The 23,674-nt window shown below is 71.1% G+C and carries 22 protein-coding genes and 1 pseudogene; 7 read left to right on the top strand and 16 right to left on the bottom strand.

The genetic code is table 11. The features are described from left to right. Window positions 1–161 precede the first annotated feature (161 nt). A complete protein-coding gene (locus ACFY2A_RS12220) occupies window positions 162–338 on the top strand; it encodes a hypothetical protein (RefSeq protein ID WP_387171071.1) in 177 nt (58 codons plus the stop codon). A gap of 12 nt (window positions 339–350) precedes the next feature. Here the strand turns inward: ACFY2A_RS12220 and ACFY2A_RS12215 are convergent, their stop codons facing one another. Further along, window positions 351–1,364, bottom strand: coding sequence for a sigma-70 family RNA polymerase sigma factor (locus ACFY2A_RS12215; RefSeq protein ID WP_387171304.1), 1,014 nt, complete (start codon window positions 1,362–1,364; stop codon window positions 351–353). 183 nt (window positions 1,365–1,547) lie between these two features. Between ACFY2A_RS12215 and ACFY2A_RS12210 the strand changes: the two genes are divergently transcribed. Further along, window positions 1,548–2,204, top strand: coding sequence for a maleylpyruvate isomerase family mycothiol-dependent enzyme (locus ACFY2A_RS12210; protein ID WP_387171069.1), 657 nt, complete (start codon window positions 1,548–1,550; stop codon window positions 2,202–2,204). Between the two features lie 108 nt (window positions 2,205–2,312). Then, window positions 2,313–3,158 (top strand): NPP1 family protein, encoded by an 846-nt coding sequence (locus tag ACFY2A_RS12205; protein ID WP_387171067.1) that lies wholly within the window; start codon window positions 2,313–2,315, stop codon window positions 3,156–3,158. Between the two features lie 29 nt (window positions 3,159–3,187). On the opposite strand, the gene ACFY2A_RS12200 is transcribed toward ACFY2A_RS12205, so the two are convergent. Further along, window positions 3,188–4,345: an FAD-dependent oxidoreductase gene (locus tag ACFY2A_RS12200; RefSeq protein ID WP_387171065.1), complete on the bottom strand. Its 1,158-nt coding sequence runs from the start codon at window positions 4,343–4,345 to the stop codon at window positions 3,188–3,190. A 79-nt stretch (window positions 4,346–4,424) separates the two neighbouring features. Between ACFY2A_RS12200 and ACFY2A_RS12195 the strand changes: the two genes are divergently transcribed. Continuing rightward, on the top strand, window positions 4,425–5,042 hold the full coding sequence (locus tag ACFY2A_RS12195) for a TetR family transcriptional regulator (RefSeq protein WP_387171063.1): 618 nt from the start codon (window positions 4,425–4,427) through the stop codon (window positions 5,040–5,042). Window positions 5,043–5,051: 9 nt separating this feature from the next. After that, a pseudogene (locus tag ACFY2A_RS12190) lies at window positions 5,052–5,888 on the top strand (alpha/beta hydrolase); the annotation flags it as partial. Window positions 5,889–5,984: 96 nt separating this feature from the next. Here ACFY2A_RS12190 and ACFY2A_RS12185 read toward each other — a convergent pair. Then, the gene (locus tag ACFY2A_RS12185; protein WP_387171061.1) at window positions 5,985–7,187 is read right to left on the bottom strand and encodes an MFS transporter; all 1,203 of its coding nucleotides are present in this window, start codon (window positions 7,185–7,187) and stop codon (window positions 5,985–5,987) included. A 185-nt stretch (window positions 7,188–7,372) separates the two neighbouring features. On the opposite strand from ACFY2A_RS12185, the gene ACFY2A_RS12180 reads away from it, so the two are divergent. After that, window positions 7,373–8,407: a hypothetical protein gene (locus tag ACFY2A_RS12180; RefSeq protein ID WP_387171059.1), complete on the top strand. Its 1,035-nt coding sequence runs from the start codon at window positions 7,373–7,375 to the stop codon at window positions 8,405–8,407. Here the strand turns inward: ACFY2A_RS12180 and ACFY2A_RS12175 are convergent. The 13 genes from ACFY2A_RS12175 to ACFY2A_RS12115 form a co-directional block, all read right to left on the bottom strand. Further along, window positions 8,379–9,578 carry an RtcB family protein gene (locus ACFY2A_RS12175; RefSeq protein ID WP_387171057.1) on the bottom strand — a complete coding sequence of 400 codons (1,200 nt, stop codon included), beginning with the start codon at window positions 9,576–9,578 and terminating at the stop codon, window positions 8,379–8,381. The genes ACFY2A_RS12180 and ACFY2A_RS12175 overlap by 29 nt on opposite strands. Before the next feature lie 453 nt (window positions 9,579–10,031). After that, window positions 10,032–10,409 carry a monovalent cation/H(+) antiporter subunit G gene (gene mnhG, locus ACFY2A_RS12170; protein WP_387171055.1) on the bottom strand — a complete coding sequence of 126 codons (378 nt, stop codon included), beginning with the start codon at window positions 10,407–10,409 and terminating at the stop codon, window positions 10,032–10,034. Continuing rightward, the gene (locus tag ACFY2A_RS12165) at window positions 10,406–10,702 is read right to left on the bottom strand and encodes a monovalent cation/H+ antiporter complex subunit F (RefSeq protein WP_387171053.1); all 297 of its coding nucleotides are present in this window, start codon (window positions 10,700–10,702) and stop codon (window positions 10,406–10,408) included. The genes mnhG and ACFY2A_RS12165 overlap by 4 nt, the downstream gene beginning before the upstream one ends. Further along, window positions 10,699–11,313 carry a Na+/H+ antiporter subunit E gene (locus ACFY2A_RS12160; RefSeq protein ID WP_387171051.1) on the bottom strand — a complete coding sequence of 205 codons (615 nt, stop codon included), beginning with the start codon at window positions 11,311–11,313 and terminating at the stop codon, window positions 10,699–10,701. Before ACFY2A_RS12160 ends, ACFY2A_RS12165 begins: the two co-directional genes overlap by 4 nt. Then, window positions 11,310–12,884, bottom strand: coding sequence for a Na+/H+ antiporter subunit D (locus ACFY2A_RS12155; protein WP_387171049.1), 1,575 nt, complete (start codon window positions 12,882–12,884; stop codon window positions 11,310–11,312). Before ACFY2A_RS12155 ends, ACFY2A_RS12160 begins: the two co-directional genes overlap by 4 nt. After that, window positions 12,881–13,354, bottom strand: a complete 474-nt coding sequence (locus ACFY2A_RS12150) for a Na(+)/H(+) antiporter subunit C (RefSeq protein WP_387171047.1) — start codon at window positions 13,352–13,354, stop codon at window positions 12,881–12,883. Before ACFY2A_RS12150 ends, ACFY2A_RS12155 begins: the two co-directional genes overlap by 4 nt. Further along, window positions 13,351–16,179 (bottom strand): Na+/H+ antiporter subunit A, encoded by a 2,829-nt coding sequence (locus tag ACFY2A_RS12145; RefSeq protein WP_387171045.1) that lies wholly within the window; start codon window positions 16,177–16,179, stop codon window positions 13,351–13,353. The genes ACFY2A_RS12150 and ACFY2A_RS12145 overlap by 4 nt, the downstream gene beginning before the upstream one ends. A 113-nt stretch (window positions 16,180–16,292) precedes the next feature. After that, entirely contained in the window at window positions 16,293–17,204 is a 912-nt protein-coding gene (locus ACFY2A_RS12140; RefSeq protein WP_387171043.1) for an ion transporter, read from the bottom strand. Between the two features lie 131 nt (window positions 17,205–17,335). Continuing rightward, a complete protein-coding gene (locus ACFY2A_RS12135) occupies window positions 17,336–18,367 on the bottom strand; it encodes a poly(3-hydroxybutyrate) depolymerase (RefSeq protein ID WP_387171041.1) in 1,032 nt (343 codons plus the stop codon). Then, window positions 18,364–18,729 carry a hypothetical protein gene (locus ACFY2A_RS12130; RefSeq protein WP_387171039.1) on the bottom strand — a complete coding sequence of 122 codons (366 nt, stop codon included), beginning with the start codon at window positions 18,727–18,729 and terminating at the stop codon, window positions 18,364–18,366. The genes ACFY2A_RS12135 and ACFY2A_RS12130 overlap by 4 nt, the downstream gene beginning before the upstream one ends. 105 nt (window positions 18,730–18,834) lie before the next feature. Beyond that, entirely contained in the window at window positions 18,835–19,626 is a 792-nt protein-coding gene (locus tag ACFY2A_RS12125; protein WP_387171037.1) for a M15 family metallopeptidase, read from the bottom strand. A gap of 91 nt (window positions 19,627–19,717) precedes the next feature. After that, window positions 19,718–20,929, bottom strand: a complete 1,212-nt coding sequence (locus ACFY2A_RS12120) for a D-alanyl-D-alanine carboxypeptidase family protein (RefSeq protein ID WP_387171035.1) — start codon at window positions 20,927–20,929, stop codon at window positions 19,718–19,720. Between the two features lie 81 nt (window positions 20,930–21,010). Then, window positions 21,011–22,447, bottom strand: a complete 1,437-nt coding sequence (locus ACFY2A_RS12115; protein WP_387171033.1) for a D-alanyl-D-alanine carboxypeptidase family protein — start codon at window positions 22,445–22,447, stop codon at window positions 21,011–21,013. A 309-nt stretch (window positions 22,448–22,756) separates the two neighbouring features. On the opposite strand from ACFY2A_RS12115, the gene ACFY2A_RS12110 reads away from it, so the two are divergent. Further along, a complete protein-coding gene (locus ACFY2A_RS12110; protein WP_387171031.1) occupies window positions 22,757–23,620 on the top strand; it encodes a hypothetical protein in 864 nt (287 codons plus the stop codon). The last annotated feature ends 54 nt before the right edge of the window (window positions 23,621–23,674 follow it).

Raw genomic sequence — 23,674 nt, 5'->3', positions numbered from 1 at the left:
CCGCTCCGCAGCGGTGGGCGGAGGTCGGTCGCGGCCGGCGATTCGATCTCGACGAGCCCAGTTACGATCTCCGACGTGTCTGCGAACGCCGTAGCCGGGATGGCGGGTGCCTGGACGGCCAGGGCAGTGACCCCGGTTACCGGGTCGGCGACAGGCTCACCGTGCTGACCGACCCGGACGGGCCGCTCACCCTCCAGGACGCCGACCGGGTCGACTCCGGCGGCAAGCTGACCGCGCTCGTGCTCGGCGTCACCGGCTGGACCGCGATCGCCCTGCTCGCCGGGTGGCGCGGTCACGTCCGCCGCCGCACCGGGCGCGACGACACCCTGGTGATCTAGTGGCCAGCTCGTTCACCGGGCCGCGCGGGCGCCGGCTTCCTCGGCGACGCTTACCGGCAGGGTGAACCGGGTGAAGTGGTCCGCGCCGACGAACGAGGTGATGCCGGCGACCCGCTCGCCGCGCAGCGTCAGTACGGTGATCGACCAGCCGTGGTGGGCCCTGGTCCGATCATCGCCCAGATAGAACGCGACGGCCGGCTGGCCGTTCGCGCTTGTCGGCAGGGACCGCCAGCTGGGGCAGATGCCGAGCGGTACCTCGGCGGCGAAGTCGGTGACGGCGTCGAGTCCGGCGTACCACTCCGCGAGCGGCGGCATCGACCAGGTGACGTCCTCGGTCAGCAGCGCCACCAGGGCGTCCACGTCACGGCGTTCGAACGCCGCCGCGAACGCGGTGACCACCTCTCGCAGCCGGGCGTCACCGATGTCGCGCAGCGTCTGTTGCTGCGACAGCGCCGGCACCCGCTCGGCGACGATCCTGCGGGCCCGCGCCAACGCCGAGTTCACCGACGTGGTGGAGGTGGCCATCATCGCGGCGATCTCGGCGACGGAGTAGCCGAGGACGTCGAAGAGCAGCAGCGCGGCCCGTTGGTTGCCGGGCAGGTGTTGCAGGGCGGCCACGAAGGCGAGTTCGACCGCCTCCCGCTGCTCGTAGCGGGCGTGCGGACCGAGCGGTCCGGCGGTGATCCCGGTGTCCGGGTACGGGCCCAGCCAGGCCACCTCGGTCCGGGCGACACCGAGGACGGCCTGGTCGCTGGACGGCCCGAGATCGACGGGCAGGGCACGCCGACGGCGCGTCTCGACGGCGTCCAGGCAGGTGCGGGTGGCGATGGTGTAGAGCCATGACCGCAGGGATCCGCGACCCGCGTAGCGGCCGACTCCCCGCCAGGCCCGCAGCAGGGCCTCCTGGAGGGCGTCGTCGGCGTCGTGCGGGGAGCCGAGCATCCGGTAGCAGTGCCCGTGCAACTCCCGACGCAGCGGCGCGACCAGCCGGCCGAACGCGGCCTCGTCCCCGGCACGCGCCCGGATGAGATCCGGATCCTCGGCCTCGGGCGACATCCCGGCGACCTGTTCGAAAGAAGGGTCGGTCACGAGCGACGATTCTGCCCGACGCCGGGAGTCTTCTCTCTCGGCAGGGCACGACTACCCCGTTCGCAGCGCCCCGACCGTACGGGCCCGGCGCGACGGCGGCCACCACAGGAGGTCCACCGCATGACCGAGCAAACTGCCCGACACGACCGCGCCGCCGTCTGGTCGCTGGTCCACGCGGAACGGGCGGCGCTGGCCGACGATCTCGCCGGCCTGACCGTTGACCGGTGGAGCACCCCGTCGCTGTGTACGGGACTGACGGTGCGTGAGGTCCTCGCCCATCTCACCGCGGCGGCGAGTCTCACCCCCACGCGCTGGATGCTGGGCGTTGTCCGGTGCCGGTGGGACTTCGACCGGCAGGTGCTCATGCGGCTCAGAGAGCAACTTGGCGGCACCCCCGAGGACACCCTCGCCCGGTTCCGTCGGGTCGTCACCAGCACCACCAAGCCGCCCCTGCCGGTGCTGGCGATGCTCGGTGAGCAGGTCGTGCACGGCGAGGACATCCGCCGCCCGCTGGGGCTGGACCACCCGTACCCGATCGAGACGGTCACCCGGGTCGCCGAGTACTTCGCCGGCTCCGACCTCACCGTGCCGGCCAAGGGCCGGATCCGCGGGTTGCGTCTGGCGGCGACCGACGGGCCCTTCACCACCGGCTCCGGACCGCTGGTGTCCGGTGCCACGCTCGCCCTGACGATGGCGATGACCGGGCGTCGGGCCTACTGCACGGACCTGACCGGCGACGGTGTCCCACTTCTGCTCAGCCGGTGCGCCACGCCGTGATCCGACGGGGCCAGCGGTTCGGTGACACCGAGGGCACCACGCGCCGTTAATGAGTCGTCCTCGTGTTCGGCGTTGACCCGCGCACTCCACCGTGCGATATAGATAGCCATGAGAACCGTGTCATCGCCGTCAGCTCCACCGCCGGCACTCGTCCCCGGCCAGCCCGCCGACCGGCCACCCCGGTCCGACCGGCGCTGGCCGGCCCGACTCGTCGCCGGGCTGGCCGCGCTGGGCGTCCTGGTCCCGGCGGCACCGGCCCACGCGAACTCACTGCCCAACCTGCCGCACAACGCCGGCGGCTACGAGTCGTCGTTCTCGCCCGCCTACGACTACGACACCGACGGCTGTTACGCCGTGTCGGCGATCAGCCCGGACGGCACGGTCAACGGCGGGCTGAAGACCACCGGAGCGATCAACGGCAGTTGCCGCGACCGCTCCGACCTGGACATGTCGCAGACGTACGCCCGCGCCAAGTGCAACAACGGCTGGTGCGCGATCGTCTACGCCAGCTACTTCGAGAAGGACCAGGCCGTCGTGCACGGCAGTGGTCTCGGCGGCCACCGGCACGACTGGGAGCACGTCATCTCCTGGGTCGACCAGGCAGCCAACCGGGTCGAGTACGTGAGCACCACCCAACACGGCAGCCGGCGCACCTACCCGCGCGCCCAGGTACGGTTCGACGGCACCCACCCGAAGGTCGTCTACCACAAGGACGGCGCGTCGACGCACTTCTTCCGGCTCGCCAACAACAACGACGAGCCGCCGGAGAACCACTACCACGTCTGGCACTACCCGCCGGTGGTGGACTGGAACGGCTGGCCCAGCACCGAGCTGCGCACCCGGCTGATGGACGCCAACTTCGGCGCCGCCACCATCAAGATCAAGGATGGCTCGTTCGAGTACCTGCTCAACGCCGCCAAGCCCGCCGGGATCCCCTTCGACCCGTACGGCTGACCGGCCGCGCGCCGGGACCGGCCGTACGATCAGCGGTTCTGGCGTTCGATGCCGCGACGGACGAGGTCACGGATGCCGGGCAGGGTGATCGCCCGGATGGTGACCTCGTTCAGCCAGACGTGCAGGTGACTCGGTGGGGCGTACTGGTACATGCCCCGGCGGGCGAGCGCCTGCCGCTTGACGACCTCGGCACGCAGGCCGGTCTCCCACTCGGTAAGCGCTGGCCGGACGTCGTCGCCGTGCCGTTCCAGGGCGGTACCGAGCCGGTCGGCACCGGCGAGCGCCAGGGCCGCGCCGTGCCCGGCGAAGAGACTGACGCACCAGGCCGCGTCACCGAGGAGAACCGTCCGGCCGGTGCTCCACCGCGGCAGGTCCACCTGGCTGACCCGGTCGAAGTAGGCGTTGGCCGGGTCGGCCTCCAGGTCACGCAGCGCCTCGGGTACGCCGCCGGCCAGGTCCCCGAAGGCTGCGCGCAGCGCGGGCACCGGCCCGCGTTCCAGTTCCCGGTCCGGGTCCGCGCAGCGGTAGGTGAAGAAGGCCGAGGAGCGTTCCGGACCCAGGTTGACGATCGCCGCCGTACGTCCGGGACCGATGAACGTGGTGGCCGACGACGCGGGCACGGCCTCGGGCGGACGCCGGAGCGGAAAGGCCGCCACCACGTACGGCAGGTCGGCCCGATGACCGGAACCGAACAGCGTCGTCCGGGTCGCGGAGTGCACGCCGTCAGCGCCGATGAGCAGCTCGGCCTCCTCGGTCGTGCCGTCGCTGAGCCGGACCACCACCCGGTCGGTGTCCTGGTCGGCGGACTCGACGGTGGTGCCGAAGCGGAGGTCGGCCCGGTCGCGGACCGCTTCGTACAGCGTGTCCTCCAGATCGCCCCGGAACACCGTCATGGTGCGGGGGCCCAGTGCGGCCTCGGCAACGACTGAGGGCACCGTGAGCTTCGGCCGACCGTCCGCTCGGACCAGCACGGTGGTGAACAGGCCCAGCGCGCGCTCGGCGAGGGCGGGAACCAGATCGAGCCGCTCGGCGGCGGCGTAGCCCCCGCCGAGCAGGTTCACCAGGTAACCGCCGCTGCGCCGGGCCGGGGCACGTTCCACGACGATCGGCTGCCAACCGTCGCGCGCCAGTCGCAGGGCGGTGGCGAGGCCGGCTATGCCGGCACCGACGATCACCGTTCGCTTCATTCGGACCCCCAGGTATGAGCGGTTGCTCAAACATGATGAGCGCATGCTCATCCGAACGCAAGTTGCGTAGACTGCCGGCATGCCACGCGGAGTCGCCATCACCGAACCTCGGCAGCACCTCTTCGCCGCCGCGGAGCGCGTGATCGCGGCAGCGGGGCCGAGCCAGCTCACCAGCCGAGCCGTGACCCGCGAGGCCGGCGTCGCCACGGGGCTGCTGTTCGCCCACTTCGCCAACTTCGACGACTTCCTGACCGGTTACGCGGTCGACCGGAGCTTCCAGATCGCCGCCAACGCCGCCGGGCTTGCAGAGCGCGCCGGCACCGGCACCGTCGACGCGAATCTCAGCGAGGCGATGCTCGCCACCCCGATGATCACGCTGGTCGCCGTCACCCGGCTCTTCGCCTACCGGCCGACCCTGACGGAGGCCGTCGAAGCGGTGCTGGGCAGTGGGAACGCCGCGCTGCCAGCACTCGAACGCGCGGTCGCCGGAAACCTGGCCGCAGAGCAGCACATCGGACGGCTGCCCACAGCCGCCGACACCGAGGCGCTGGCGGTGGCGGTGGTCGGAGTCCTGCACCACATCGCTCTCACCGACGGAGACGACCCGGCGGCGGCCGACCGCATCCGCCGTGCCATCACGGCCCTGACGACCGCAACGACGGTGAATGCCGTTGCCGGACGTGACGACGGCTCGTAGCGTCGCCGGATGACCGTTGAGGTGCCGTTCCGTTCCCTCGCCATCGATCAGTCGGACGTCCGCTACCACCACGGCCCCGACTCCCACCGACGCCCGGGCACGCCGACAGGTCAGACCATCGAGTTCGACTGGAAGCACAGCAACATCTATCCGGGCACGTCACGGAGATTCTGGATCCACCTGCCGGCCCAGTACGACCCTGCGCGGCCGGCGTCGCTGATCGTGTTCCTTGACGGGCAGTGGTACCTGGATCCGACTGGGGAGGTCCGTGGCGCGATCGTCCTGGACAATCTCATCCACCACGGTGACATCCCGGTCACCGTCGGCCTGTTCGTCGACCCTGGTGTCCTCGTCGACGCCGAGCAAACGAAGAACCGCAACGTCGAGTACGACGCGTTCGACGACCGCCTCGCCACGTTCCTGCTTACCGAGATCATCCCGCAGGTCACGACACGCTACTCGATCGCAGCGGACCCGGACCGGTGGGCCATCTGTGGCGGCAGCAGCGGCGGCAATGCCGCGTTCACCGCCGCCTGGCTACGCCCGGACAAGTTCCGGCGGGTGCTCTGCTGCCTGTCCAGCTTCGTGCAGATGCCCGGCGGGAATCCGTACCCGGAACTCATCGCCAGCGTCGCCCGCAAGCCAATACGCATCTTCATGCAGGCCGGTCATCGGGATCTGCACTGGAACGAGCCGCACCGGAACTGGCTCGCCCACAACCTGCGTGTCGCGGCTGCCCTGGCCGAGGCCGGTTACGACTTCCGGCTCGTACTCGGCGACGGTGGGCACAGCCCCAACCACGGCGGCGTCCTCCTGCCCGACGCGCTGCGCTGGCTGTGGCGGCCACCGACACCTGACCGGACACACTCGGCCACGAATCACGAACACGTCGGACCAGGACGACAGCCATCGTGGCCGGCCACGGGCACCCTCCGTAGGGAGCTACTCAATCGGCCTCGGCGGGAGGTCGGGCGTCGCGGCCAGCAGCAGCGCCGCCCCGGCCGCGAAGACGGCCGCGCCAAGATAGACCCAGCCCGGTGACGCGTACGTCAGCGACCAGCCGAACGCCGCGCCGGCCGTGACCGGTACGACGGTTTCCGCGACGGCGCCGATGCCGGTCAGCGCGCCCTGCACGGTGCCCTGCTCGTCGGGCCGGACTGTGCGGGAGATCCAGGACTGTGCGGCGACACCGGCTAGCGAGCCGAGCACGCCGACCGCGCACAGGAGATAGAGCAGCCACGGCGCTGACACGAACGCCGTGCCGAACAGCGAGGCGAAGCCGAGAAGGGCACCGGTCACCGCGGCGCGCTTGTCGCCGAAACGCCGCACCACCGGCCCGACAGCTCGGGCCTGGTAGACCACGGCGGCGAGCGCGGAGACGGCCAGCACGACACCGATTTGGGTGGTGCTGAAGGAGAACTGGTGGGTGAGGAAGAACGTCCAGGTCGACTGGTGCGTCATCCGGGCGACGTCGGCGCAGAAGCGGGCACCGGCGAGACGGCCGAGCACCGGCCGGCGCAGGACGGCGGCGACGGCGCCGACCGGGTTCGCCAGCCGTAGGGTCAGCGGGGTGCTCGGATCGCCGGGTCGTGACTCCGGCAGGACGAACCAGCCGTACGCGACGTTGGCGAAGCACAGCAGGGCGGCGGCAGCAAACGGCAGGCGTACGTCGACAGCGCCGAGCAAGCCCCCGAGGACCGGACCGGCGACGAAGCCGAGCCCGAACGCGGCGCCGATCAACCCGTACGCCTGCGCCCGCAACCCTGGTTCGGTGACGTCGGCGATGTAGGCGTTGACCACGGTGGATGTTCCCGCGCACGCACCGGCGGCGGCGTGGAACACCAACAGGGTCCACGGGCTCGGCGACGCGGCGTGGGCGAGCCAGTCGACGCCGAGGCAGGTCAACGACGCGAGCAGCACCGGACGCCGACCGTAGCGGTCGGACAGCCGCCCGAGCAGCGGCGAGACCACGAACTGCAACAGGCCGTAGACCGAGCCGAGCAGCCCGGACCAGAAGACAGCGGCGGCGGCGTCCTCGGTCACCGATGTCATCAGGGCCGGCATGATCGGCACGATCAGGCCGAGCCCGAGCATGTCCAGGAAGACGGTGCCGAGGAGGAAGGTGACGGCGGGCGCCCGGCGCATTGCGGCTCCTGAGTGTCGAGAGGGCAGGGCCCCTCGCGACTCACGGTCCGCCGAAAGTACGGAGGATCAGAATATGTGGGCCGTCAAGCCGTTTTTGACGGTCGTCCAATTTGTTCCGACATGGACGGCTTCCCTCGGACGCAATCGGTGGGCGGCCGCTTTCCTGGGTGACCGATGATGGGTCCGTGACCGAGACGAAGTCCGTGGTACGCAGGACCAACCTTCCCGCGTCGAGCGCGGAGGGGGCGTGGGAGGCGCTGGTCCTCGAGGTCGGAGAGCCGACCCGACCGGCGCTGCGGGTGGAGGCGACCGGGTGCGGCCTGCTCGTGCTGCGGCACGGCGACGCGGTCCTGCTGCTGGCCAGCGTGGCTGACGACCGCTTCGGCGTCGCGTACGCCTCGACGGGGCACCACCACCCGCCGGTGCCACCGATCCGCGCGGCCCGGGCGGCGGCCTTCGGCACCGCAGACGCGGGCGGTGCCTGGCTGGCACGGTGGGCTCATCACTTCGCCACCGCGCTTACCGGGACCGCCGACGGCCCGCTGCACGCGGGTCGCTGGGTGATCGGCGGCAAGGTCGCCCACCCCGGCGACGACGCGACCTGGGCACCTGTTCCGTTGCCAGACGACCGGGGCTGGATCGACTGGTTCGGTGGGGACCGGCACCGGCAGATCCTGCCGCTCCACCCGCTGGCGAGCCCCGACTCCGCGCGGGTCAAGGCGTATCGGAAGCAGTTCCGGGAGGGTGTCCTCCCGCCAGTCCTGCTCTGGTGGATCAGCGGGCTCGACTGCCACGTCGTGCTGGACGGTCACGATCGGCTCGTCGCCGCGCTCGCCGAGAGCGGACAGCCGCCGCTGCTCCGACTCTCCTTGACGAGCCAGCACCAGGTCGACGGTGACACCGAGACTGCCGTGCACCGCTACGCGTCGACCACCGAGGCCGTACGCCACCAGGTGGCGGCCGGTACACCCGGCGCGGCGGAGGCCCTCGCCGCCGTGCACCGCCGTTTCGCCCGCGAGCTACGGAACGTCGGGACCAGTTACGGCACGACCCGCGCCTGGCCCTTGCGGGGCGGCCCGCCAACCTGGCACCGGCTCGCCGAAGCGCAGGCCCCGGACTGGCACGCGGAGATCGCAGCGGCGGACGACGGGTACGGTCGGCGCCCGCCCCCCGACGGGCGCCGACCGCACCTCAGCCCTTCACGCAGATCACCTGCTTGAGGTGGGCGACCACCTCGACCAGGTCATCCTGCTGCGCCATCACCTCGTTGATGTCCTTGTACGCGCCGGGAATCTCGTCGACCACCCCGGCGTCCTTGCGGCACTCCACACCCGACGTCTGCGCCGCCAGGTCGGCGGTGCTGTAGGTCCGCTTCGCCTGGGCCCGGGACATCCGCCGGCCCGCCCCGTGCGAGGCCGAGCGGTAGCTCCAATCGTTGCCCGAGCCACGGACGATGTACGAGCCGGTGCCCATCGAGCCGGGGATGATGCCCAGGTCACCGAGGCCGGCACGGATGGCACCCTTCCGCGTCACCAACACGTCCACCCCCTCGTAGGTCTCCTCCGCCACGTAGTTGTGGTGGCAGCTGATCGGCTCGTCGTAGCTGACCTGCGGGAACCGGTCCCGCATCAGGTTCATCAGGACGGTGAGCATGACGGCGCGGTTGCGCCGCGCGTACTCCTGCGCCCACCACAGGTCCCGGCGGTAGGCGTCCATCTCCGGCGTGCCCGCAAGGAACACCGCCAGATCCCGGTCCGGCAGGTCGGCGTTGTGCGGCAGCCGGCGGGCCACCGCGATGTGCCGCTCGGCCAGTTCCTTGCCGATGTTGCGCGACCCGGAGTGCAAGATCAGCCAGACCCGCCCGGCGTCGACGCCGCCCTGTTCCAGGCAGACCTCGATGAAGTGGTTGCCGCCACCGAGGGTGCCGAGCTGCCGGCGGGCCCGCGTCTCCAGTTGCGCCACCCGCCGGTCGAGGTCGGTGAAGCGCCGCCAGAAGTCATCCCAGCCGCGCTGTTCCAGCCCCCGTACCCGGCGCGGGTTCACCGGCTCGTCCCGCTGGGCGAAACCGACCGGAATGGCGTCCTCGACGGCCCGGCGCAGCCCGGCGAGGTCGTCGGGCAGGTCGGCGGCGGTCAGCGAGGTACGCACCGCCGACATGCCGCAGCCGATGTCGACCCCGACGGCCGCCGGTGAGACCGCCTGCCGCATCGCGATGACCGAGCCGACCGTGGCGCCCTTGCCGAAGTGCACGTCGGGCATGACCGCGACGCCCTGCACCCACGGCAGCGCGCCGATGTTGCGCAGCTGCTTGGCGGCCTGCGGCTCGATGCCGTACGGGTCGGTCCACACCCGCACCGGCGCCCGCGTTCCCGCGAGCAGGCTGAAGCCCATGGTGAAGTTCTCCTGGTCCTGAGGCGAAGCCCGCCGATCATGCACCTGTGGTCGGCGATATGCGGCTTTTGTCCCAATTTGGAGAGACCACAACTGCATGATCAACGGCCGCGCGGGCGCGGGTGGCAGGTTGGTGTGAGAGAAGCCGGGATCAGCCCCGGATCGGTTGGGGTGGTCGCGGGATCGTCGGCGAATCCGTGCCGGTCAGGGTCTGCCCTGCGCCGGCGTGCCGAGCGCCGGGACTACCTGCTGGTCGTCGGGAGGGCGGGTCTGCCGGCGGGGCACCACAAGCGCCGACCGACCTGGCTGCGGTTCAGTTCTCGCACGGCTTACTCCTTCCGGCTCCCGTCGTGATCGACCTGATGCCGGAAAGGCTAGGGACGGTCCGCTCCGCCCGCAATGGATATTGGACGGCAGCCGACGCCGTCGCGTCGACGGCCGTCGACGGCCTGGTCAGGCCGGTGCCGAGGGCTCCCGCTCGTCGGCGATACGGTCCAGGTGGGCGGCGAGTTCGTCGGTGACCAGCAGGTCGGTACGGATGTCCTCGTGCGGGTACGCGGCCCGACCGACCATGTGGGCCGCAACCGGGGCCGTGGCGAGGGAGAAGGCACCGACCAGCACCAGCGTGGTGATGTCCACCCCGGTGCGCAGTCGCAACGCGCACCCGACCAGCACCAGCAGCAGCCCGAGCACCTGCGGTTTGGCCGCGGCGTGCATCCGGGTGAGCAGGTCGGGAAAGCGCACCAGGGCCACCCCGGCGGCGAGGCTGAGCACCGCCCCGGCGATCAGGCAGACCGAGGCCGCCACGTCGAACACCACATCGAGGCTCACGGCTGGCTCCGGTCCGACGTGCTCGCCGTGGACGCGTCGTGGCGTCGGGCGGCGAAGCGGGCGACGCTTACCGAACCGACGAACCCGAGCACGGCCAGGACGACAAGCACCGGCAACGCGGTGGCGTCCCGGCTGTAGGCGGCCTCCGTGGCGATCGCCGCGACGATGATGGCCAGCAGCACATCGGTGGCCACGGCCCGGTCGAGAATCGACGGCCCGCGGATGACCCTGGTGAGGGTGAGCCCGCCGGCCACGGCGAGCAGCACGGTGACGGTCACGGCAACCGCGGTCATGCGGGTACTCCTTCCCGGTCAGCCGGATTTTCCCGGATGCGGCGCAACTCCTCGGGTGAGCCGATGGCCTCGACGATGCGGGCCTCAAGCTCGAACACGCCTCGGCGGAATCGTTCGACCTCGTCCCGGCTGGCCACGTTGAGTACGTGGATGTAGAGCGTGCCGGTCCGCCGGTCGGCCTCCAGGATCAGGCTGCCCGGCAGCAACGACAGCGCCTCGGCGGTGAGCGTGAGATTGAGGTCGGTGTTGACCCGTAGTCGCGCCGCGATGATCGCGCTCTGCGGGGTGTGTCCGACCCGCAGCGCCAGCCAGGCGACCTGCGCCGAGGCCACCACGAGGTCACGCAGGAAATGCAGCCAGAAGCGGAGCATCGGCAGCGGGTGGATGCGGCCGACGTAGGTCACCGGCGGCAGCGGGAAGACGGCCAGCAGGACGGCGGCGACCATCAGGCCACTGATGATGTTGGCCCAGGAGAGCGTGCCCCAGAGCAGCACCCAGACGGCGACCAGCGCGGTAACCGCGATGACCTGGTTACGTCGCCGGGCCGCAGGGGTCAGCGGCGGGCGCGGTGGGTCGGTCGGCTCCGCCGGGGTCATCGGTTCGGGCCTCACGGCGCACCTCCCGGGAAGACGGCATCGACATAGGGCGTGCGGCGCAGCAGGTCGTCGGCGGCGTCGGTGCTGAGGTCGAACAACGGGCCGGCGACCACCGTCAACACCAGGCCGAGCACCACAAGCGCGAGCGTCGGCGCGATCATCAGCTTGGGCAGCACAGCGCCTGGCTGCCCGCCGCCACCCCGGTCCGGCTCCACCGCGCCCTCGGTGCGGGCCGCCTGCTCGGCGTCGTCGTCGGCCGGCATGTCCGCGTGCGGCGTCCGCCAGAAGGCCAGGTTCCACACCCGGGCGATGGCGTAGAGGGTGAGCAGGCTGGTGATCAGTCCGCCGGCCACCAGGATCCAGGCCAGCACACCACCGTCGTCGACGCCCGCCTGGATCAGGCCGAGCTTGCCGAGGAACCCGGAGAACGGTGGGATCCCGGCGAGGTTCAGCGCGGGCACGAAGAACAGCACGGCGAGCAGCGGCGACAGTCGGGCCAGACCGCCGAGCCGGTCCAGAGCGCTGCTGCCGCCGCGGCGTTCGACCAGGCCGGCGGCGAGGAAGAGGGTGGTCTGGATGGTGATGTGGTGCACCACGTAGAAGATCGCCGCGGACAGGCCGAGCGACGAGGTGAGCCCCACCCCGAAGAGCATGTAGCCGATGTGGCTGATCAGCGTGAACGACAGCAGCCGCTTGATGTCCGACTGGGCCACCGCGCCGAGGATGCCAACCACCATGGTCAGCACCGCCGTCACCAGCAGAAGCGTGGCGGTGCGTCCACCGGGAAACAGCAACGTCTCGGTACGGATGATCGCGTACACGCCGACCTTGGTGAGCAGGCCGGCGAAGACCGCGGTGACCGGGGCCGGTGCCGTCGGATAACTGTCGGGCAGCCAGGCCGACAGCGGGAACACCGCCGCCTTGATGCCGAAGGCCAGCAGCAGCATGCCCTGCAACACCAGGCGCAGGTCGTCCGGCAGGGTGTCCAGCCGCTCGACGAGTTGGGCGAGGTTGAGCGTGCCGGTCGAGGCGTAGACCAGGCCGATCGCGATCAGGAAGATCACCGAGGAGAGCAGGCTCACCACCACGTAGGTGGTGCCGGCGCGGATCCGGTTCTCCGTGCTGCCCAGGGTCAGCAGGACGTAGCTGGCGACCAGCAGGATCTCGAAGCCGACGTAGAGATTGAACAGGTCACCGGAGAGGAACGCGTTGCAGACACCGGCGGTCAGCACCAGGTAGGTCGGGTGGTAGACCGACAGCGGGGTCTCCTCGTGGCCGTCGGCCATACCCTGGCCGATCGAGTAGACCAGCACGCAGAGCGTCACCGCGGCCGAGACCACAAGCATCAGCGCGGCCAACTGGTCGGCGACCAGCACGATGCCCAACGGGGCGACCCAGCCACCGACCTCCACCACCAGCGGGCCGTGCAGGCTGGACTGCACCAGCAGCGCCGCCGACACCGCCACGGTGGCGGTGAGCACGGTGAGGCTGACCCACCGCTGGGCGTGCGGACGACCGAGCAGCAGCAGCGTCAGTGCCGCGCCGAGCAGTGGCATCACCACCGGCAGCGGAACGAGGTACGTCATCCGGCCCGACCTGCTTCCACCACGTTGGCGACGGGCCGGGCATCGCCGGCCGATTCGTCGTCGTCACCGTCACCGGTGCCGCCCTCGATGTCGGCGGTGCCCGGCCCCTCGTCGCGGATCGCGAGATCCATGATCCGGCGGTCCTCGACGTCGTCCTGCACCTCGTCGTGTCCGTTGAGGTGCCAGCTGCGGTACGCCAACGCGAGCAGGAACGCCGTCATGCCGAGGGTGATGACGATCGCGGTGAGGATCATCGCCTGGGGCAGTGGATCACTCATCTGCTCCGGATCGGTGGTGCCGACGATCGGCGCTCCACCGGCCCGCCCGCCGGTCAGCAGCAGCAGATTGGCGCCGTTGCCGAGCAGGATGACGCCCATCAGCACCCGGGTGAGGCTGCGTTCCAGCAGCAGCGTCACACCGGCGGCGACGAGCACGCCGACCACGATCACGTACGTGAGGTTGGCGCTCACACCAGCTCCTTTTCCCGGCTCTCGGCGGTCTCGGTCTCGGTCTCGCTCTGCCGGTCCATCTCCGCGCCGAGACTGCGCAGGATGTCCAGCACCAGACCGACGACGATCAGGTAGACACCGACGTCGAAGAAGACCGACGTGACGAAGTGGACGTGCCCCAGCACCGGCAGGTGGAAGTCGAGGACCGCGCTCTGCAGGAACTCGCCGCCCAGCAGCATCGCGCCCACGCCGGTACCGACGGCGACGAACAGCCCGGCACCCAGCACCACACCGGCGTCGACGGGCGCCGCGCCGTTGAGTTCGGTACGCCCGCCGGCCAGGTAGCGCACGGCCAGCGCGAGACCGGCGACCAGGCCGGCGGCGAAGCCGCCGCCCGGGGCGTTGTGGCCGCTGAACAGCAGGTAGATGGAGAAGAGCACGATGGCGTGGAACAGCAGCCGGGTCACCACCTGGAGGACCACCGACTGTGCCCGGGTGGTGGCACCGGTGGTCAGCCAGCGGGGCCGGGTGGACTCCGCCCGGCCGCTGCCGGGGATGTCGGCCCGCCGGTGCAGGTCGCCGGCCCGCCGGAAGATCAGGCTGGCCACGCCGGTGGCGGCCACCACCAGCACGGCGATCTCACCCATCGTGTCCCAGGCCCGGATGTCGACCAGGGCCACGTTGACGATGTTCTTGCCACCGCCGTACGACACCGCCTCGTCGGGGAACCCCACCGAGATCGGAATGGCCTGGCGGGAGCCCGTGGCGACGTACGCCATGCCGGCGGTGACCGCGCCGACGGCGACGCCGATCGCGACGCGACCGCGCCGGCTGGAGCGGATCGGCCGCTCCGAGAACTTGACCGGCAGGCGGCGCAGCACCAGCACGAACATGACGATGGTGACGGTCTCCACCAGGAACTGGGTCAGCGCCAGGTCGGGTGCGCCGTGCAGGATGAACAGCAGCGCGGTGCCGTAGCCGGCGACACCGACCAGGATCATCGCGGTGAGGCGGCGCAGGGCGCGGGCCGCCAGCACCGCCGCCACGATCACCACGGCGGCGGCGACGCCCTGTAGTGGGGTGTCCCAGACGTGGAACCGCTGCGGCCAGGGCGCACCGATCAGCAGTGCCCCGCCGGGCAGCAGCACCAGCACCACCAGGATGACGCCGAGGTAGAACGGCAACGAACCACGCTGGGTGGCACCGGTCAGCTCCACCGCCAGCCGGTCGACGGCACCGATGACCCGCGTGTAGCCGGTGGCGCTGTCGAAGGGCAGCCGCAGCGTGGCCCGCACCCGTTCGCGGCGCAACAGGTGGAACAGCCCGACGCCGCCGGCCACCGCCAGCACCGACAGCCCCAGCGCCGGGGTCAGCCCGTGCCAGAGCGCCAGGTGGTAGCCCGGCTCGGCGCTCGGATACAGATCGGCGTACGGGGCGAGCAGCCGGTCCACCGCCGGGGCGAGCAGTCCGGCCGCGGCGCCCGCGAGGGCCAGCATCGCCGCCGGGGCGAGGAACGGCCAGGACACGGTCGCCACCTCGGACGGCGCGATCTCCGGCTTGCTGGCGAAGGCTCCCCAGAGGAACCGCAGCGTGTACGCGACGGTCAGCGCCGAGCCGAGGACCACGCCGGCCAGCACCACCAGATCGGGCCCGCCACCGTGCAGCAGCGCCTCGACTGCGGCTTCCTTCGCGACGAACCCGGCCATCGGCGGCAGACCCGCCATCGACGCCGCCGCGAGCCCGGCCACCACGGCGAGCGCCGGTGCCCGCCGACCCAGCCCGCTGAGTTCACGCAGGTCCCGCGTACCGGCGGCGTGGTCGATGAGCCCGACGGTGAGGAACAGGGTGGCCTTGAACAGGGCGTGCGCGAGCACCATCGCCGCACCGGCCAACGCGGTGTCGCGGGTGCCGCCACCGAGGATCACCATCAGCAGGCCGAGCTGGCTGACCGTGCCGTAGGCCAGCAGCAACTTGAGGTCGACCTGGCGCAACGCCGCCCACCCGCCGAGGAACATGGTGATCAAGCCGGCGGTCAGCAGCACCGGCCGCCACGGGGTGACCCCGGCGACCGCCGGCCCCATCAGGGCGACCAGGAACACGCCGGCTTTCACCATGGCGGCGGCGTGCAGGTACGCGCTGACCGGGGTCGGTGCCGCCATGGCGCCCGGCAGCCAGAAGCTGAACGGGAAGATCGCCGACTTGCTGAGCGCGCCGAGCAGGATCAGCACCACGGCGACGGCGAGGTAGCCGCCGTCGGGCAGGTTCCCGGCGATCTCGGACCAGCGGTAGCTGCCGGCGTGCTGGCCGAGCATGACGAACCCGGCGAGCATCGCCAGGCCACCGAGCGTCGTCACCAGCAGGGCCTGCATGGCGGCCCGCCGGCTGGCCCGCTTCGCCGGGTCGCTACCGATCAGCAGGTAGGAGAAGACGGTGGTCAGTTCCCAGAACACGTACAGCAGCAGCAGGTCGTCGGAGACCACCAGGCCGAGCATCGCACCGGCGAAGGCGACGAAGACGGCGGCGAAGCGGCCGAGACCGGCATCGTCGGTGCGGAAGTAGCGGGCGCTGTAAGCCAGCACCAGCGCGCCGACCCCACCGACCAGGACCACCATCAGCCAGGACAGCGTGCCCATCCGGAGGGCGAGTTCCAGCCCGAGTTGTGGCACCCACGGCACCGTCTCGACCACCGGCGTGCCGTCGCGGACCCCGTTCGTGTGGGTGAGCGCCCAGATCAGCGTCGCGCCCGGTGCCAGCGCCACCAGGTAGAGGGCGTTGCGCCCCCAGAGCCGTACCAGCCCCGGGGCGATCACAGCTGTCAGCGCATGGACCGCCACGAGTGCCAGCACACAGCCTCCCCAGAGATCATCAGACGGTGTAACGACCCTATCCGGTGACGCCCGTTATCCGCATCCGTCGTGATTCTGATCAAACGCGGACGCGTACCGCTCGACGGCGGTCACTACCTTCCGACACGCCGCGGCCGTCCGTCGTCGCGGTCGATGCGCAGTTCCCGCTCCAGCTCGACGATGAGCGTACGCAAGTCGTCGAGGCGTTGACTGATCGCGATCCGGTCCACCTCGTCGGGCACGCCGTCGCCGTCGGAGTCGTAGCCGGGGCCCAGTCCCTCGGTCATCTCCAGCCGACGCGCCTCCTCCATCGAGTTGACGAAGACCGCCACCAGGATGTTGAGCAGCAGGTTCACGGTGATCACCACATAGCTGCCGTAGTAGAGCACCGTCCAGGGCGAGAGCTCCATCCCCTGCTCGATGAGGTCCGGCAGCGTCTCCAACGACAGCAGCACGAACAGCGTCAGCAGGGATCGGCCGATGTCACCGTACTGCTCCGGATAGACCTCGCCGAAGATCAACCAGCCGGCCATGCCGTACACGTAGAGCGTCACCACGGCCAGGGCAAAGAATCCACCGATGCCGGGCAGGCTGCGCCACAGCGCGGAGACGATCGTGCGCAGGCCGGGTGAGAACCGCACCAGCCGTACGATCCGCAGCACCCGGACCACCCGCAGCAGCGCCGAGTCGCCGCGCAGGCCGGGGATGAAGATCGCGGCGATCACCAGGAAGTCGAAGACGTTCCAGCCGTGCCGGAAGAAGTCCTGCGGGCGGCGACCGTACGCCAGGATCCGGATGGTGATCTCGATGACGAAGACCACCCGGAAGGCCCACTCAAGCGCGTGCAGCGCGGTGCCGGCCGGGCCCAGGTCAGGGTAGGTCTCCAGGCCGAGGACCGCCCCGTTGGCGAGGATGAACCCGACGATGGTGATCTCGAAGGTGCGGGACGCGGCGAGCCGGCCGCAGAATTCGAACAGCGCGGCACCACGGGTGGTGCGGGCCGGCCCGCCTCGCGGAGCCGGCACGGGCCTACCACTCATCGTGCGACCGGCCCCGGTGCGACCACCGGGGCCGGTGCGGCCACCCACCGTGCGTCGTCGGCGTGCTGACGTACGGCAAACATGGGCGACAGCCTACGGGGCGACGAAGGGCGCGCTCAGCCGCCCAGCCGGCGCACCATGTTCATCACCGTCTCCACCTGGGCGCCGCCCTTGATCGGGTAGTTGGTGGCACCGAGGTAACCCCACCAGTCCCAGCATCCGTTCGGGTTGCTGGGCACGGCGATGGCCTGCGGGTACAGCACGATCGTGGCGTTGGTGTCGGCGTACTGGTTGAGGTTGGCCCGGTCCACGAAGGCGGTGCCGACCCGACTGTGGCCCTGGAGACAGCCGTGCAGCGCCACCAGCAGTCGGCAACTCGTCCCCGACGCGCAGGACGACGGGACGTAGGCGAAACCGTTGCCGTCCATGCTCAGGCCGTTGGCCCAGCCGCCCACCGCGAAACTGTTCTGGCTGAACCGCACAAGCGTGCCGCCGAGCGGCCCGGTGTTTGGCGGTTGGACCGACCCGAAGAGCTTGCGCAGGAAGGTCTGCTGCGGGTCGGTACCGCAGTCGTTGAGGTACGGCGCGGCAGTGGCCGTACAGCCCACCGTGCCGTAGGGCGTGACCCAGCCGTGTCCGGCCGCCGAGCCGCTGTCGTGCTGGACGCTGGCGCCGAAGTGCTGCTGATAGCGGACCAGGTCGTCACTGACCGACCGCTTCACGGTGCCGTCGGATCCACCGTGGAAAACGTAGACCGGCTCGCCGGAGAGTCCGCTGACCGGGTCGACCCAGCCATATCCGGCCCAGGTCCGGGTGTACGCCTGGAGGGCACTCAGGTGGGTCGGGTAGATGTTGTCGCCGCAGCCGTACAGCGCCTGCGCGACGTTGTTCTGCGCGCAGTAGTAGGGTCCGGCGGCGAACAGCGCCGCTCCCCTGATCCGTCGCGAGTACGCCACCTGGATCTGGTTGGCCAGGTAGGCGCCGGAGGAGACGCCGGCGACGTACACACCCGAGATGCGGTAGGTCGACAGGCTCCCGGACACAGGCGCCTTGGTGTGCGGGCTGCCGGCGGCGTGGGCGGGTGCCACCGGCGTGAGCAGCAGGGCCGCGACGGCGGCGGCGAGCAGCCGCGAGACAGGTCTGATCATGACGCTCCCTGTGATCGGTGAGCGCCGGCGGTGGTGTCGGCGTACGGCGACGCTAGCGTGACCTGCGTCACCGCCAACATGAGCGCAACCCATACCTCGTGAGCCCGCACAATGGTGCCGGCGAGGGCGTCGCGGACCTCGGCGGTGAACGCGGCCCGCCCGGATGCCGAGGGCAGCTGGTCGGCCGACAGGGCGGAGAAGACACCACCGACCATGTCGTCGACGGTGAGTGGCGCGTCGTACTGCACGACCGACTCGGCGTATCGGTAGCCAGCCCGGACGAGGGCCTCCCGGTTGAGCCGACGACCTGCCTCGTCGGTCTGGCAGGTCGCCCGGACCGCGCGCCATTCTGCCCAGGGCATAGCCCCACCCCTCCGCCCGAAGTGGTGAAATCTTCCGTTACTGCTACCGGGACGGGAGACTCCGCTAGGCGGCGTCGGTCGACGGCCTTCGCGCCATCGACGGGGTCAGTCGGTCGAGGAGCGGGTCACCGGCAGGTCGAAGTAGGTGTCCGGCCAGGGTTCGTCGCGGAGTCGGAAGTGCCACCACTCCCGGTCGTAGCCGACGAAACCACCGTCGGTCATCAGTTGCCGTAGCTGCCGCCGGTTCTCCCGTGCGGTGCGACCGACGCGGTCCGAGTCGCTGTGCGACAACGGATCGAAGCAGTCGAAGCCGGTGCCCATGTCGACGCTGTTGTCGGCGAAGCGCTGCGTACGTGGGGCGGTGCAGTCCAGCAACGGCTGGCCAGGTTCGAAACGGTGCTGCTCGGGTGGCGGCACGTCGACCAGGGTGACGTCCACGGTGCTACCCCGGCTGTGTGCGCTGGGTACGCCGAGATAGCCGCGATCCACCAGCTCCGCCTTGGCCACGCGAGGGTAGAACTCGGCCTTCATGGTGTCCTGCCCCGGCTCTCGGGCCCAGTTCAGGAAATCGTCGGTGGCCCGCTGTGGGCGGTAACAGTCGTACACCTTGAGCCTGCGCCCGACCGCGAGCGCCGCGTCCTGCACGCTGCGCAATGCCTCGGCGGCGCGGACGGTGAGTAGGCACAGCGGTTCCTGATAGCCGTCGACGCGGCGGCCGACGAAGTTGTACGTCGTGGCGTACCGGATGTCAGTGAGAATGCGATGGTCGACATCGGACAGCACGACGAGGCCCGGCGACACCGACGGCGCGGGTGGTGCAGGTGCCGGCTCCGGTTCGTCGTCCTGTCCGCAGCCACCGGCGATGACCGCCATTGTCACCGTCACCGTCAGGCTCACCCGGGCAAGGGAGCGCGACGATGCCGGGCGCGGCGGCGTACGCGCCGTCCGCACCGGGTCGCCCCTCGGCCAGCACCGTCGCCGCGTCACCTCAACGTCGACCGGCACGCGTCCCGGCGGTGCGGTGCCGCCAGCGACGTCGGCCGACCAGACCGCCCGCTAGCAGCGTCACCCCGACGGCGAGGCCGATCAGGGAGGCCGACCGCAGGCGACCGGCCAGAGTCGCCGACCGCGTTGTCTCCGCGCCGGACGCGCCGCCGGGCAGCGCCTGCGGGGGTACGGAGGCAGGTGGGGCCGAGGCGGTGGCCGCGCCCGGGCTCACCAGTACTCCCACCGAGGCCGCCGGGGGCAACTCGAATCCCCAGTCGAGCAGGGCGGCGCCCTGTTGCCAGCCCCGCTTGTCGATCACGTCCGCACCCAGCAACGTCACCACCAGCCGACGTCCGTCCCGCTCGGCGATACCGACGTAGGTGTGCCGGGCCAGATCCGTGTAGCCGGTCTTGCCGCCCAACGCGCCGGGATAGTGGTAAAGCAGCTGGTTGTCGTTGTCGATGGTGAAGCCCTTGGCGCGTTGCCTCCGCTGGGCCGGGATGGCCGCCTCCCGGGTGGCCACGTAGCGCCGGAAACGCGCGTCGGCGAAACAGGCCCGGGTGATCAGGGCCAGGTCGTACGCGCTGGTGAACTGCCCGGGACCGTCCAGTCCAGAGGGGGTCGCCGCGTGGGTCTGGTACGCACCGAGCTGGCGGGCCTGCTCGTTCATCGCCCGCAGCCCGCCGGCCATGCCGTCCGCGCCGCCACCCAGGCGGGCCAGCGCGTTCGCCACCTCGTTTCCCGAACGCAGCAGCAGCCCCAGCCAGAGCGTCTCCACCCGGTACCGGCCGCCCGCCACCAGCCCCACCGCGGAGCTTCCCGGTTCGATGTCGAGATCACCCGCGGTGATGGTGACGACGGCGGCCGGATCCAGTCTCGGCAGCATGGTCGCGGCCAGCAGCAGTTTCTGCACGCTGGCCGGGGTCGCGTACTCGTGTGGACCGCAGCCACCGAGCACCTCGCCGGTGTCCAGGTCGGCCACCAGCCACGAGGCGGCGGCCACCTTCGGCGGTTTCGGTACACCCGGAGGCACGACCAGACCGGGCGTGGCCAGCCGGGCTCCGCCGATGGCTCGCTGCACCGGGTCCGGGGAGGGCGTCACCGGTGGTGTGGGACCGGGAGCCGGCGGCGCCGAGCGCGGGCACGGAACCGGCGCTGCCGCGTGGGCGTCGGCGACGGGCACCAGTGGCGTCGTCAGCAGTGTGGCAGTCACCGCCACCGTAAGTGCGGAAGCTCTCACAACTAGCGACACTAACGGGTGAATTCCGACGAGTCCGGCGAATCGACCAGCACCCTACCCGCTCCCGCTCCCGCTCCCGCTCCCGTCCCGGACCATCGGCCGGGACGGCCCCCATCGGGCCGTCCTACGCCGAGATCCATACGGTGGGGCGCGGACAGCGAGCGGTGCAGGGTCGGAGTCGGGCGCGGTGGAGGTGGTGGGGGTTCGTCGGGCGGCGAGGATCGCCAGGGTAACGGCGAGCGCTCCGACGGCCAGCGCCACGAACATCCCCGCGCCCGGCCCACCGTCGACCGAGGCGACGCCGGTCGGCTGAGCTGAGACGGTGCCGGGCGGCGGTGCCGCGTCGGCCGGCACCGCCGAGGACGGTTCAGCGTCCAACTCCCCCGGCTCCACCAGCCGGCCGACGCTGACCTGCCGGGGCAATGCGAAGCCCCAGTCGAGCAGCGCGGCGCCCTGTTCCCAGCCGCGTTTCGGCCGGGGCTCGGCGCCGAGCAGCGTGACGACCAGTCGGCGACCGTCCCGCTCAGCCGCACCGACGTAGGTGTGCCGCGCATAGTCGGTGAAGCCGGTCTTGCCACCCAGCGCACCGGGATAGCGGTACACCAGTTGGTTCTCGTTCTGAATCTCGAAGCCCCTGCCCCGCAACGCCGTCTGCGCCGGGATGCGGGTGCGCTCCGTGAGCACGTACCGGCGGAAGACCGGATCGGCGAAGCAGACCCGGGCGATCAGGGCCAGGTCGTACGCGCTGGTGAACTGCCCGGGGGCGTCCAGCCCGGACGGGGTGACCGCGTGGGTCTGCCACGCGCCGAGGCTGCGGGCCCGCTCGTTCATCGCCCGCACTCCGCCGGCCAGGCCGGCGGTGCCACCGCCGAGACGGGCCAGGGCGTTCGCCGCCTCATTGCCGGATTGCAGCAGCAGCCCCAGCCAGAGCGTCTCCACCCGGTACCGGCCGCCCGGCAACAGTCCGACGGCCGAACTGCCGGGGGCGATGTCCAGATCCTCCCGGGTGACCGTGACGACCTGGGCCGGATCCAGTTTCGGCAGCATGGTCGCGGCCAGCAGCAGCTTCTGCACACTGGCCGGAGTCGCGTACTCGTGTGGACCGCAGCCACCCAGCACCTCACCGGTGTCCAGATCCGCCACCAGCCACGAGGTCGCCGTCACCTCGGGCGGCGCCGCCACTCCGGGCGGCACGATCAACCCGGGGGTGGCGAGCGCATCTCCGCCGACCACCCGGTGCTCCGGCACGGGCGGCGGTGGCGTCGGTTTCGGCGACCGGACGACCTTCGGTGCCACCGCCTTCGGGCAGGGCACGGCCGTCGGGGCCGACGCGGCGGGCCCCGGCGCGGCTGACGGCGTCACGGCAGCAGCCGGTACGGCGACCGAGGTGGACGATCCAGCACCGACAGTGACCGCCGCAGCACCGGGCGTCGCGGGAAGCGTCACGACGGCGAGGGCTGCGCAACCGGCGGCCAGGGCCCGGATTCTCATGAACACGCAGACTAACGGCAGGATCTTCGGTGTCGCCCACCCCGCCCGGCCGGGTCGGCATGGTTGCGGGCGGCGATCTTCACTGGGAATTGTTGAACCGATCGCCCGCACCCCCCGTATCCACGACCGAACACATGAAACGCCCGGACCTGCGACGGGAGCGCTCCCGCAGCTTGGTCCGACGTCACCCGTGAGGTCCTCGGCATGCGGGGCGGGGCCGGCCGCCGCTGCCGATCGTCTTTCCGGGCACCCCATTGCGCACCAGCCGGCGGGCCGACCCGTCGGGCGGTCAATCATGAGGAGAGAAGCATGGTCAGGCGTACGCAGCAGCACCGCAAGCACGCTGCCTTGAAGCTCGGCGGCGTCGGTGTCCTGGCGGTGGTGCTCCTGGGAGGCGGCCTGACGCTGGCCTCCGCCGACGACGCTGCGGAGCCGCAGACGGCGAACTGCCCGACGGTACGGGACAAGCTGTCCAACGTGCCCGCCGCCGCCGTGGCTGGAGTCGAACAGGAACTGGCCAACCTCGACAAGCAGATCGCCGAGGCGAACGCCCGCCTCGCCCAGCAGGCCGCAAACCCCCAGGGCGGCGCCAACTTCATTCAGAACGCCATCCTCGGCCCGCTGGCCAGCAAGCGAACCGCCGCCCTCGATCGCATCGGCATCAACATCAACCGCGTCGGCGGGCAGCGCCCCGACCTGGCCAGCCTCGCCACCTGTGGACTCAACGCCGCCGGGGTGCCCAGCGCCGTCAACGGAAACGCAGGCAACGGCAACGCGGGCAACGGCAACGCGGGCAACGGCAACGCGGGCAACGGCAACGCGGGTAATGGCAACGGGAATGCCGGTAACGGGAACGCGGGGGCCGGCGTGGCACAGCGGGTGAGCTGCCCGACGGTGGCCGACCGGCTCCCGGCAGTGCCGGCTCAGGCCGCAGCGGAGGTGCAGCGGGAACTCGCCAACCTGGAGAGCCAGATCGCCGACGCCGACGCCCGGCTCGCCCGGCAGGCGGCCAACCCTCAGGGTGGCCCGAACTTCGTCCGCAATGCCATCATCGGCCCGCTCGAGGACCGGCGCGTCGCGGCGATCAACCGCATCGCCACCGCGATCGGCCGGGTCGACGGTAGCCGGCCCGCCGATCTGGTCAACCTGGCCAGGCCCTGCTCGGCGGGCTGACCACGTGATGTACCTGAGCAAAGCGAGCGGGTGCTGACGGGGGCCGATCCACCC

The sequence above is a fragment of the Micromonospora sp. NPDC000442 genome (assembly GCF_042898635.1).
Taxonomy (GTDB): domain Bacteria; phylum Actinomycetota; class Actinomycetes; order Mycobacteriales; family Micromonosporaceae; genus Micromonospora.
This window is presented reverse-complemented; position numbering and strand designations above follow the sequence as displayed.